This is a genomic window from Pseudomonas sp. Z8(2022) (genome assembly GCF_025837155.1).
In the GTDB taxonomy this organism is placed as follows: Bacteria; Pseudomonadota; Gammaproteobacteria; order Pseudomonadales; family Pseudomonadaceae; genus Aquipseudomonas.
The window spans coordinates 772549-783812 of record NZ_CP107549.1 but is presented as its reverse complement, the minus strand read 5'-3'; the positions used below and the strand labels follow the sequence as shown (position 1 = coordinate 783812).

Here is an 11264-nt window from a genome sequence, read left to right as displayed (position 1 = left end):
GACCATGGCTAAAGGGACGATCCGGCCAAATCTGCCGCCGAATCGGGAATCAGGAGGGCCAGGGTGCCCGTCGTCAGATGGGCGCCGCGCTGCCGGATACCAATGCGGGGCGGCACAGCACCCAGTCGTGCAGCAGCACGCGGAGCGCTTCGAACTTGACCGGCTTGGCCAGGTAGTCGCTCATGCCTGCGGCCAGACAACGCTCGCGGTCACCGCTATGACTGTGCGCGGTAATCGCCAGCACCGGCAGCTCGGCGCAACCGGGCAGCGCGCGAATCGCGCGACAGGTGGCGAAGCCGTCCATTACCGGCATTTGGCAGTCCAGCAGCACGGCATCGACGCTTTCTTCACGCAACAGCGCCAGCGCCTCGGCGCCGTTGTCGGCGGTGCGTACACGGTAGCCGAGCTTGAGCAGCATGCCGCGCGTCACCAGCTGGTTGATCGCGTTGTCCTCGACGATCAGCACCGTGCACTGCTGCGCCTGGCGCTGGGCAACGCCACTTGGCGAATGCTGGGGCAGACGCACGACCGATGCCGGTTGCTGCTCCGGCAGGGTCAGCGGCACGTTGAGGCGAAAGCAGCTGCCAACATCGGGCTGCGACTCGTGACTGAGACTGCCGCCAAGCAGATCGACCAGTTGCCGACAGATCGCCAGACCGATGCCCAGGCCGCCGTACTTGCGGGTCATGGAACTGTCGAGCTGGCGGAAGCGCTGATACAGATCGACCTCTCCGTGAGCGAAACCGATGCCGGTGTCTCGGACCTCGACGCGCAGTGGCAGATGACTGCCCTGATTGCCGACACGCCCGACCTGCAGCGTTACACCGCCCTCGCTGGTGAACTTGATGGCGTTGTCCAGCAGATAGCCCAGCGCCTGGGCCAGTTTGCCGGCGTCGCCCTCGAGGATGTCGGGCAGGCTGTCGTCCAGCTCCAGGGTGAAGGCAAGCCCCTTGTCCGCTGCGCGTGGTGCGTACTGCGCACGCAGGCCGTCGAAGAGGCCGCGCAGGCTGAACGCCTCGTGCCGCGGGTAGAGCTTGCCGGCCTGCAGCTCGGTCAGGACGAGAATGTCGTTGACCATGCGCATCATGTCGCGCGCCGAGGCGGCGGCAGTCTTCTGATACTGCTCCAGTTCGACGTCCATCCTCACCGTCTGCATCAGTTCCAGCGAGCCGATCACGCCATTCATCGGCGTGCGCAGTTCATGGGTGACGGTGGCGAGAAACTCGTCCTTGAAACGGTTGCTGTCGGCCAGCTCCTGGTTCAGTTCCTCGAGCTTGCGTCCGGCTTCCTGAAGGATGCGCGCGCGCTCCTCCTTCATCGCGTTGATACGATCGGCCAGCGCCAGCGACAACAGGCCGACCTCCAGTGCCGAGCCGATCTGACTGGCATACATGGTGAAGAAGACGTTGGGCAGATGGCCCAGCACCATCAGTGTGTTGACGATTCCCCCGACGAGAAAGGCGGTCCAGGCGAAGATGAAGTAGCGCGCCACCCGCATGCCGCGCAACCACGCAAGAATACCGGCAGCGAAGATCACCACGGTGAACAGCAGCGCCAGGTAGGTGGCCAGGCGCAACGCCGTTGCATAACTGACGCACAGCGCCAGGATCATCACTACGGCGCCGCAGACCATGAGCAGCAGCAGCAGACGATCGACCCAGGGGCTGTGCTCGCCGGTGTGCAGGAAACTGCGCGCGAACTGGCAGCCGAACAGGGCCGCCGAACCGATCAGGAACGGCGTGGCAGCGTTGGCCCACCAGGGGTTGTCGGGCCAGAAGAACTCGATGCCGGCACCGTTGACCGATATCTGATACAGGCCGAACGAAGCGATGTAGAGGATGTAATAGAGGTAGCTGGTGTCGCGGACACTGAGAAAGATGAACAGGTTGTAGACCAGCATCACCAACAGCACGCCATAGATGATGCCGAGCACATAGATGCGCCCGGGCTGATCTTCCAGATAGGCGGTGGGCGCCCACAGGGTCAGCGGCGCCTGGATCGACCCCTGGCTTTCCAGGCGCAGATAGATGCGCTTGCTCTGCTCCGGCTGCAGATTGAGCTCGAACAGGTAGTTGTTCTGGCGAATCTGCCGGCTGTCGAACGGCAGTGCGTCGCCGGTACGCTGCGCGAGGAAGAAACTGCCGTCTTCGCCGGGAAGGTAGAGCTCGAGATGATCGAGCGGCGGGTAGGCCAGCTCCAGCAGCCAGGTACGCTCGCCCTGCTCCTGCACCGGGCGATATTCAAGGTCCAGACGCAGCCAGAACACCGAGCGCGAATAACCGGCATTGAGTACGGGTTTGTCATGCAGACGGAAGCTGCCCTGCACGGCCGGCGAGGCGACATCGTCGATGCTGGCGTCGCCGCGCACGTCCTCGAAGACGTACATGCTCTGCCCCAGCGGCAGAATGCGCATTTTTTCGTCGAAGGTAACGGCGCCCACGAGCGAGGAAAAAACGAGGCTCACGAAGAGCAGGAGCAGCCGGTACATACGACCCCACAAACCCTATCGGACGACATCGGGGCCCCATTTCCCCTCGATGATGTCATCACACACGGCAGACTTGTATTCGAATCGCCCTACTCTAGGGGCTGGCGAAGCGCTTTTCCAGATTCTGCCAGCAGTTTGCAGCGCGCATCATCGATATATCCGGGCCAGCCCTGGCGAACGCCACTGCGGCAGACCGGTACCATCACCCTACTCCGTGCAGCGACCAGGCGGTCGTTAGTGATAAGCTCGCGCACCATGAAAACGCCAAACTCCCGCCCCGTAGTGCTCTGCATGTCCGGCCACGACCCCAGCGGTGGTGCCGGCCTGCAGGCCGATATCGAAGCCCTGCTGGCTCAAGGCTGCCACGCCGCTCCGACGGTGACCGCCCTGACCGTGCAGGATACCGTCAACGTCACCGACTTCCGCGTGCTCGACCGCGACTGGGTGCTGGCCCAGGCCCGCGCCGTGATCGCCGACATGCCGGTGGCCGCCGTCAAGCTGGGCATGCTCGGCTCGGTGGAAATGGTCGAGAACGTGCTCGAAGTGATGAGCCGGCTGCCGGGCGTACCGCTGGTCTGCGACCCGGTGCTGCGCGCCGGCGGCGGCGGTTCGCTGGGCAAGAACGATGTCGGTTACGCCATGCGTGAACGACTGTTTGCCGTGTCCACCATCGCCACACCGAACCTGCCGGAAGCACGCATCCTCGCCGAACTGCCGGAAGGCACTGCCGACCAGTGCGCGGAAAAGCTGCTGCCCTTCATCGAGCACCTGCTGATCACCGGGGGCCATGGCGACGAAGCCGAGGTACACAATCGCCTGTACAGCCGCGACGGCAGCCGTCATACCTTCACCTGCGCACGTCTGCCCGGCAGCTATCACGGCTCCGGCTGCACTCTGGCCAGCACCCTGGCCGGGCGCCTGGCCCTCGGCGAGGAACTGGTCAGTGCCGTGAAGAGCGCTCTGGATTACACCTGGCGCACCCTGCGCGACGCCGAGCAACCCGGCCACGGCCAGTACGTGCCACGCCGCCTGCCTCTGGACTTCGGCGCATGAACCTGCGCGGTCTCTACGCCATCACCGACACGCCGCTGCTGGCCGGCGGCAGGCTGCTGCCTTATGCCGAAGCAGCGCTGGTTGGCGGTGCGCGCCTGCTGCAGTACCGCGACAAATCCGCAGATGCCCAGCGCCGTTTCGATGAAGCGCAGGCGCTCGCCGAACTCTGCCAGCGCCACGGCGCCACGTTGATCATCAATGACGACCTGGAACTGGCCGCCCGCCTGGGCGTCGGCCTGCACCTGGGGCAGAGCGACGGCTCACTGGCCGCTGCTCGCACCCGCCTGGGCAGCGATGTCGTGATCGGCGGCACCTGCCATGCCCAGCTCGAGCTAGCCGAACGCGCGGTCGCCGAAGGGGCCAGCTATATCGCCTTCGGGCGCTTCTTCAATTCCAACACCAAGCCCGGCGCGCCCGCGGCCACCGTGGAACTGCTCGATCAGGCCCGCGCGCGTTTCGCCCAGCCCATCGTCGCCATCGGCGGCGTGACCCTGGACACCGCGCCCGGCCTGATCGCCCGCGGCGCCAGCATGGTCGCCGTGATCCACGCCCTGTTCGCTGCGGACTCCGCCCTCGAGGTGGAAGACCGCGCCCGCGCCTTCGCCGCGCTGTTCGATTGATCCATTTTCAGAGAGAACCCGCCATGTCCCGCTCCGAAATCCTCTTCGCCAACGCCCAGAAGCACATCCCCGGCGGCGTCAACTCGCCAGTACGCGCCTTCCGTAGCGTCGGCGGCACGCCACTGTTCTTCAAGCACGCCGAAGGCGCCTACGTGCTGGATGAAGACGACAAACGCTACGTCGACTACGTCGGCTCCTGGGGCCCGATGATCCTCGGCCACAGCCACCCGGACGTGCTCGACTCGGTACGCCGCCAACTGGAGCACGGTCTGTCCTACGGTGCGCCGACCGCGCTGGAAACCGAGATGGCCGAACTGGTCTGCTCGCTGGTGCCGTCGATGGAAATGGTGCGCATGGTCAGTTCCGGCACCGAGGCGACCATGAGCGCCATTCGTCTGGCCCGCGGCTACACCGGCCGCGACAGCATCATCAAGTTCGAGGGCTGCTACCACGGCCACTCCGACAGCCTGCTGGTCAAGGCCGGCTCCGGCGCCCTGACCCAGGGTGTGCCGAATTCCGCGGGCGTGCCGGCGGCCTTCGCCAAGCACACCCTGACCCTGCCGTTCAACGACATCGACGCCGTGGCCGAGTGCCTGGCGCAGGTCGGCCAGGAAGTCGCCTGCATCATCGTCGAGCCGGTGGCCGGCAACATGAACTGCGTACCGCCGGCGCCCGGCTTTCTCCAGGGCCTGCGCGAGCAGTGCGACAAGCACGGTGTGGTGCTGATCTTCGACGAAGTGATGACCGGCTTCCGTGTCGCCCTCGGTGGGGCCCAGGCGCACTACGGCGTCACCCCGGACCTTTCCACCTTCGGCAAGATCATCGGTGGCGGCATGCCGGTCGGCTGCTTCGGCGGCAAGCGCGCGATCATGGAATGCATCGCCCCGCTTGGCCCGGTCTACCAGGCCGGCACGCTGTCGGGCAACCCGCTGGCCATGGCCGCCGGGCTGACCACCCTGAAACTGATCAGCCGCCCGGGCTTCCATAGCGAGCTGACCGACTACACCACGCGCATGCTCGATGGCCTGCAACAGCGCGCCGATGCTGCCGGCATCCCATTCGTCACCACCCAGGCTGGCGGCATGTTCGGCCTGTATTTCAGCGGCGCCGACGACATCGTCACCTTCGCCGATGTGATGGCCAGCGACAGCGAGCGCTTCAACCGCTTCTTCCACCTGATGCTCGATGGCGGCGTGTACCTGGCACCGAGCGCCTTCGAGGCCGGTTTCACCTCCATCGCCCATGGCGACAGGGAGCTGGAAATCACCCTCGCCGCCGCCGAGCGCGCTTTCAGCGAGCTGAAAAAAGCCTGATGCAGTACAGCACCGCCTTCAGTGATGCACTGCTGGCCCTGGCATGCGCCGCCTGTGTCTGGCTGATCGGCCGGGCACGCGGGCGTTACAGCGAAAGCGATCAGCCCGCACTGTTCTGCGCCCTGCTCGGCTTCCTGCTGCCGACTGCGGCGGCCTGCGTCGGCGTAGTCCGCTATGGCTTCGACCCGAGCTGGCAGGCCGCACATCTATGGCTGTCACAGGCCAGCAGCTTTCTCGGCCTGCCGCTGCTCGGCGCCGCGGCATTGGCACTGGGGCGGAGCTGGGTCTGGAGCCGGCCGAACTGGGGGCGCATCCTGCTTGGTCTGTGCGCCTTCTTTGAACTTTTCCGCCAGCTTGGCTATCTGCAGGACTATCGCCTGGCACTTAATCTGGCCACGCTGGTGCTGATTCTCTATGCCGGCGCCATGCAGTGGCCGCGCCGCGCACCTGCGGCAGTCGCCGCCCTGGTAGTCGGCCTGTTTCTCCTGGCCGGCCTGGCGGTCGGTACCGAAGGTGTGATCGGGCCACTGCGCCGCGTAGACCTGTTCCACGTGCTGCTGGCACCAGCCTATCCGCTGCTGGCGTGGCTGCTGCTGAACCTGCCGGGCAGCGCCACGCAGCGCGCCGGGTAAAGCCTTTGTAACAGGCAGGCGGTTTATTCCATAATGCGACGGTCGGCACACTTTGCGCCGACCGGGCATGTCACCCGCCCTGAACTGCCGAGGTCCCGTTATCCAGATGAACCGCACCGGCCGCACCCTGTCCCTGGGCTGCCTGTTGCTTTTCCTCCCGCTGTTTGCGTACGCAGGCGGCAACTCCCTGCTGATCCCCGCCAGCGGCAGCTGCACGCTCAACGCCTCCCCCGAAGAAATGCCCGACGCCCTGGCCAGCTGCCAGGAAATGGCGCGCGCCGGCAACATGCAGGCGGCCTTTGAGCTGGGCGAGTACTACTACGACGGCAAACGTACCCCGCGCGACTTCAAGCAGGCCCTGACCTGGTTCGAACGCGCCTCGCTGCAGGGCCACGCCGAAGCGCAGCTGCGTCTGGGCACCATGTTCTTCCGCGGTGAAGGCGTACCGGCCAACAACGTGCAGGCCTACATCGTCCTGAAGATGGCATCGGTCAATGGCTCGGACGAAGCCATGGACAGCGCCGATCTGGTATCGGCGCAGATGCGTCGTGATGAACTGGAGATTGCCAGCCAGGTGCTGGGGCAGATCTTCCGCAGCTACCTGCTGGAACTGCAGACCGCCGAAGGCCGCTCGCCCTTCTCGCCACTGCCTTGAACGCCGGGGCGCCAGTACGCCCTGCGAGTGTTCGCTTACTTCTCCGGCATCGGCATGGGGAACGGCATCACGTTGCCGCCACCCTTGGCCTCACTGATCTTGGCCGTGCCCAGGCGCTCCACCTCGTCGATGCGGATGATCGCGTGCATCGGCACGAAGCTGCGTACAACCCCCTCGAATTGCGCCTTGAGCTTCTCCTCGCTGGGGTCGACCACCAGTTGGCTACGCTCGCCGAAGACGAACTCCTCCACTTCCAGAAAACCCCACAGATCGCTCTGGTAGATCTGCTTGGCATACATCTCGTATACCTGGCCCTGGTTGAGGAAAATCACCTTGTAGATGGGATCGCGCTTGCTCATGGAGACTCGAAGTCAGGAAAAACGGGGCGCGCAGGATAGCACAAGGCCGGAAACGTCACCCTACAGAGCGCCCGCCTCTCGAGTGCAGCGAGCAGAGCGCTGTAGCATCCGAACCTAGCGGCACCACGATCTATCGAGACGTCGATGGCGTACTGCTTCGCGAGCACGTTCTACAGTCCATATCTGTCGAGAGATATCGGATTGGTTTCAGGCAGATTTTCTGAAGAGCACGCCGAGCGGTGGCGTCGCCCTTGGCAGCCGCCTATAATGCGCGGTCATTTTTTAACCACCTCAGACAGTGCCATGACCAAGAAGCTCTATATCGAAACCCACGGTTGCCAGATGAACGAGTACGACAGCTCGCGCATGGTCGACCTGCTGGGTGAGCATCAGGCTCTGGAGGTCACGGAAAAACCCGAAGAAGCCGACGTGATCCTGCTCAATACCTGCTCGATTCGCGAAAAGGCGCAGGACAAGGTGTTCTCCCAGCTCGGCCGCTGGCGCGAGCTGAAGCAGGCCAACCCGGATCTGGTGATCGGCGTCGGCGGCTGCGTAGCGAGCCAGGAAGGCGCGGCGATCCGCGATCGCGCGCCCTATGTCGACGTGGTATTCGGCCCGCAGACCCTGCACCGCCTGCCGGAAATGATCGACGCCGCCCGCGTGACCAAGACCGCACAGGTCGATATCAGCTTCCCCGAGATCGAGAAGTTCGACCGCCTGCCCGAGCCGCGCGTCGATGGCCCCAGCGCCTTCGTTTCGGTGATGGAAGGCTGCAGCAAGTACTGCACCTTCTGCGTGGTGCCCTATACCCGTGGCGAGGAAGTCAGCCGACCACTGGCCGACGTGCTGATGGAGATCGCCTCCCTGACCGAGAAGGGCGTGAAGGAAATCACCCTGCTCGGGCAGAACGTCAATGGCTATCGCGGCGAAGCCCCGGACGGCCATATCGCCGACTTCGCCGAACTGCTGCACGCCGTCGCCGCCCTCGATGGCGTCGAACGCATCCGCTACACCACCAGCCACCCGCTGGAGTTCTCCGACGCGATCATCCAGGCCCATGCCGAAATTCCGCAGCTGGTGAAATACCTGCACCTGCCGGTGCAGTCCGGCTCCGACCGCATCCTCGCGGCGATGAAGCGCAACCACACCGCACTGGAATACAAGTCGCGCATTCGCAAGCTGCGTGCGGCGGTGCCCGACATCCTGATCAGCTCGGACTTCATCGTCGGCTTCCCCGGCGAGACCGAGAAGGATTTCGAGCAGACCATGAAGCTGATCGAGGACGTCGGCTTCGACTTCTCCTTCTCCTTCATCTACAGCTCGCGCCCCGGCACCCCGGCCGCCGATCTGGTCGACGAGACCCCGGAAGACGTGAAGAAGCAGCGCCTGGCTCTGCTGCAGCACCGCATCAACCAGAACGGCTTCGAGAACAGCCGGCGCATGGTCGGCACGGTGCAGCGCATACTGGTCAGCGACTATTCGAAGAAGGACCCGGGCATGCTCCAGGGCCGCACCGAGCAGAACCGCATCGTCAACTTCCGCTGCGACAACCCGCGCCTGATCGGCCAGTTCGTCGACGTGCACATTGACGATGCGCTGCCTCACTCCCTGCGCGGCACCCTGCTGGATACCGACACCCTGCACTAAAGCCTGAGTCGCCCACACTTTGCGTTGTGGGCGACCGGCGTTATGCTGCTTTTCCATACCCAGACAAGTGACGATCACTCCATCACCTTGAACGCCTCTTCAGAACCTCATCGCTTCACCCTCGAACCTTTCGAGGCCCGCCGTTTCGCCAACCTCTGCGGCCAGTTCGACGAACACCTGCGCCTGATCGAAGAGCGCCTCGGCCTGGAAATCCGCAACCGTGGCAACCAGTTCGAGATGCTCGGCAGCGCCGACAGGACTCACGCCGCCGAAACCCTGCTGCGCAAGCTGTACCGCGAAACCAAAGCCACCGAGCTGTCCCCCGACCTGGTGCACCTGTATCTGCAGGAGTCCGGCGTCGAGGAACTGGTCAATCCGAGCAACCTGCCGCAGGTGACACTGCGCACCAGGAAGGGCGTGATCAAGCCGCGCGGCGCCAACCAGCAGCGCTACGTCAAGGCCATCCTCGACAACGACATCAACTTCGGCATCGGCCCGGCCGGTACCGGCAAGACCTATCTGGCCGTGGCCTGCGCGGTAGATGCGCTGGAGCGCGAGCAGGTACGACGCATTCTGCTGGTACGCCCGGCCGTGGAAGCTGGCGAGAAGTTGGGCTTCCTGCCTGGCGACCTGGCGCAGAAGATCGATCCCTACCTGCGCCCGCTGTACGACGCCCTGTACGAAATGCTCGGCTTCGATCATGTGGCCAAGCTGATCGAGAAACAGGTGATCGAGATCGCGCCGCTGGCCTACATGCGCGGCCGTACGCTGAACAACAGCTTCATCATCCTCGACGAGAGCCAGAACACCACCGTCGAGCAGATGAAGATGTTCCTCACCCGAATCGGTTTCGGCTCCACCGCCGTGATCACCGGCGACATCACCCAGGTCGATCTGCCACGCGGAACCAGGAGCGGCCTGGCGCACGTCATCGAAGTACTGCGCGATGTGCCCGGCATCAGCTTCACCCATTTCAAGCCCAAGGACGTGGTGCGCCATCCACTGGTGCAGCGCATCGTCGAAGCCTACGAGCGCCACGACGCACGCCTGAACGGCAAGGGCGACAGCCACGATGCTTGAACTGGACCTGCAACTGGCCACTAACGGCCAGCACCCGGACGAAACGCAACTGCGCCGCTGGTGCGAACTGGCCCTGCGCCAGCGCACGGCCGATTCCGAGCTGACCATCCGCCTGGTCGACGAGGCCGAAGGCCGCGAGCTGAACCACACCTGGCGGAACAAGGACTACGCCACCAACGTGCTGTCCTTCCCCGCCGAGATTCCCGACGGGATTCTGGATATTCCGCTGCTGGGCGACCTGGTGATCTGCGTACCGGTGGTCGAGCGCGAAGCAGCCGAGCAAGGCAAGACACTGGAGGCGCACTGGGCCCACCTGGTGATCCACGGTTGCCTGCACCTGCTTGGCTATGACCATATCGAGGAAGAAGAAGCCCTCGAGATGGAAGAACTGGAACGTCAATTGCTCGCCGAACTGGGTCATCCCGACCCTTATGCAGGCGACGAATAGCAGACCGTCATTAACGCAGGTTGCTTGCAGCGACCTGATAACGCCTCCTGACAAGGAACCCCCGAGTACACGCCATGAGCGAAGATCGATCGAGCAACGAGCAGAAGTCCTGGTTCAACAAGCTGACCCAGGCTTTTGCTCATGAGCCGAGAAACCGCCAGGAACTGCTGGAAGTCCTGCGCGAAGCCCACCAGAACAAGCTGCTCGACAACGAAGCGCTGGCCATCGTCGAAGGTGCCATCCAGGTCGCGGACCTGCAGGTCCGCGACATCATGGTGCCGCGCTCGCAGATGATCAGCATCAAGGCCAACCAAACCCCGCGCGACTTCCTCCCCGCCATCATCGACGCCGCGCACTCGCGCTATCCGGTGATCGGCGAGAGCCTCGATGAAGTCATCGGCATTCTCCTGGCCAAGGATCTGCTGCCACTGATCCTGCAGGGCGAACAGCCCAGCTTCAACATCAAGGACATGCTCCGTCCAGCCACCTTCGTGCCCGAGTCCAAACGCCTCAACGTACTGCTGCGCGAGTTCCGCGCCAACCACAACCACATGGCCGTGGTCATCGACGAGTACGGCGGCGTCGCTGGTCTGGTAACCATCGAAGACGTGCTGGAGCAGATCGTCGGCGACATCGAAGACGAGCACGACGTCGAGGAAGACAGTTACATCAAGCCGCTGCCGTCCGGCGACTACCTGATCAAGGCGCTGACGCCCATCGACAACTTCAACGAAACCTTCGACAGCCACTTTTCCGACGACGAGTACGACACCGTCGGCGGCCTGGTGATGAATGCCTTCGGCCACCTGCCCAAGCGCAACGAAGTCACCGAGATCGGCGAATTCCGCTTTCGCGTGCTGAGCGCCGACAGCCGTCGTATCCACCTGCTGCGACTGACACCGATCATCCGCTAGCGGACTGCCGCCCTCCCGATGGAGGGCGGCCGCTTCCCCCTTCGCCGTTTCCGCT

The 11264-nt window shown here is 64.1% G+C and carries 11 protein-coding genes; 9 read left to right on the top strand and 2 right to left on the bottom strand.

Annotated features, from left to right (window positions below; all coding sequences use genetic code 11):
• Positions 1–73 precede the first annotated feature (73 nt).
• Positions 74–2488, bottom strand: coding sequence for a hybrid sensor histidine kinase/response regulator (locus tag OEG79_RS03730; RefSeq protein WP_264147491.1), 2415 nt, complete (start codon positions 2486–2488; stop codon positions 74–76).
• Between the two features lie 255 nt (positions 2489–2743).
• On the opposite strand from OEG79_RS03730, the gene OEG79_RS03725 reads away from it, so the two are divergent.
• The 5 genes from OEG79_RS03725 to OEG79_RS03705 all read left to right on the top strand — a co-directional run bounded on the left by OEG79_RS03725 (position 2744) and on the right by OEG79_RS03705 (position 6761).
• A complete protein-coding gene (locus OEG79_RS03725) occupies positions 2744–3541 on the top strand; it encodes a hydroxymethylpyrimidine/phosphomethylpyrimidine kinase (RefSeq protein ID WP_264147490.1) in 798 nt (265 codons plus the stop codon).
• Positions 3538–4161: a thiamine phosphate synthase gene (gene thiE, locus OEG79_RS03720; RefSeq protein WP_264147489.1), complete on the top strand. Its 624-nt coding sequence runs from the start codon at positions 3538–3540 to the stop codon at positions 4159–4161. Before OEG79_RS03725 ends, thiE begins: the two co-directional genes overlap by 4 nt.
• Before the next feature lie 23 nt (positions 4162–4184).
• Positions 4185–5474 carry a glutamate-1-semialdehyde 2,1-aminomutase gene (hemL, locus tag OEG79_RS03715; protein ID WP_264147488.1) on the top strand — a complete coding sequence of 430 codons (1290 nt, stop codon included), beginning with the start codon at positions 4185–4187 and terminating at the stop codon, positions 5472–5474.
• The gene (locus OEG79_RS03710; RefSeq protein WP_264147487.1) at positions 5474–6106 is read left to right on the top strand and encodes a DUF6962 family protein; all 633 of its coding nucleotides are present in this window, start codon (positions 5474–5476) and stop codon (positions 6104–6106) included. Before hemL ends, OEG79_RS03710 begins: the two co-directional genes overlap by 1 nt.
• A gap of 106 nt (positions 6107–6212) precedes the next feature.
• A complete protein-coding gene (locus OEG79_RS03705) occupies positions 6213–6761 on the top strand; it encodes a tetratricopeptide repeat protein (protein WP_264147486.1) in 549 nt (182 codons plus the stop codon).
• Positions 6762–6796: 35 nt separating this feature from the next.
• Here OEG79_RS03705 and OEG79_RS03700 read toward each other — a convergent pair whose 3' ends face one another.
• Entirely contained in the window at positions 6797–7120 is a 324-nt protein-coding gene (locus tag OEG79_RS03700) for a DUF1820 family protein (RefSeq protein WP_106738865.1), read from the bottom strand.
• A 303-nt stretch (positions 7121–7423) separates the two neighbouring features.
• Here OEG79_RS03700 and miaB point away from each other — a divergent pair, with 303 nt between their 5' ends.
• The 4 genes from miaB to OEG79_RS03680 all read left to right on the top strand — a co-directional run bounded on the left by miaB (position 7424) and on the right by OEG79_RS03680 (position 11209).
• The gene (gene miaB / locus OEG79_RS03695) at positions 7424–8767 is read left to right on the top strand and encodes a tRNA (N6-isopentenyl adenosine(37)-C2)-methylthiotransferase MiaB (protein WP_264147485.1); all 1344 of its coding nucleotides are present in this window, start codon (positions 7424–7426) and stop codon (positions 8765–8767) included.
• Between the two features lie 87 nt (positions 8768–8854).
• Positions 8855–9847, top strand: a complete 993-nt coding sequence (locus tag OEG79_RS03690; RefSeq protein ID WP_264148667.1) for a PhoH family protein — start codon at positions 8855–8857, stop codon at positions 9845–9847.
• The gene (gene ybeY / locus OEG79_RS03685) at positions 9840–10295 is read left to right on the top strand and encodes an rRNA maturation RNase YbeY (RefSeq protein ID WP_264147484.1); all 456 of its coding nucleotides are present in this window, start codon (positions 9840–9842) and stop codon (positions 10293–10295) included. The genes OEG79_RS03690 and ybeY overlap by 8 nt, the downstream gene beginning before the upstream one ends.
• Positions 10296–10369: 74 nt before the next feature.
• Positions 10370–11209 (top strand): HlyC/CorC family transporter, encoded by an 840-nt coding sequence (locus OEG79_RS03680; RefSeq protein ID WP_264147483.1) that lies wholly within the window; start codon positions 10370–10372, stop codon positions 11207–11209.
• Positions 11210–11264 lie beyond the last annotated feature (55 nt).

Bases quoted from the DNA above. Each gene is read 5' to 3' on its own strand.
- OEG79_RS03680 (WP_264147483.1), top strand. From the start codon at position 10,370: ATGAGCGAAGATCGATCGAGCAACGAGCAGAAGTCCTGGTTCAACAAG.
- OEG79_RS03725 (WP_264147490.1), top strand. From the start codon at position 2,744: ATGAAAACGCCAAACTCCCGCCCCGTAGTGCTCTGCATGTCCGGCCAC.
- OEG79_RS03700 (WP_106738865.1), bottom strand. From the start codon at position 7,120: ATGAGCAAGCGCGATCCCATCTACAAGGTGATTTTCCTCAACCAGGGC.
- thiE (WP_264147489.1), top strand. From the start codon at position 3,538: ATGAACCTGCGCGGTCTCTACGCCATCACCGACACGCCGCTGCTGGCC.
- hemL (WP_264147488.1), top strand. From the start codon at position 4,185: ATGTCCCGCTCCGAAATCCTCTTCGCCAACGCCCAGAAGCACATCCCC.
- OEG79_RS03730 (WP_264147491.1), bottom strand. From the start codon at position 2,488: ATGTACCGGCTGCTCCTGCTCTTCGTGAGCCTCGTTTTTTCCTCGCTC.
- OEG79_RS03710 (WP_264147487.1), top strand. From the start codon at position 5,474: ATGCAGTACAGCACCGCCTTCAGTGATGCACTGCTGGCCCTGGCATGC.
- ybeY (WP_264147484.1), top strand. From the start codon at position 9,840: ATGCTTGAACTGGACCTGCAACTGGCCACTAACGGCCAGCACCCGGAC.
- miaB (WP_264147485.1), top strand. From the start codon at position 7,424: ATGACCAAGAAGCTCTATATCGAAACCCACGGTTGCCAGATGAACGAG.
- OEG79_RS03705 (WP_264147486.1), top strand. From the start codon at position 6,213: ATGAACCGCACCGGCCGCACCCTGTCCCTGGGCTGCCTGTTGCTTTTC.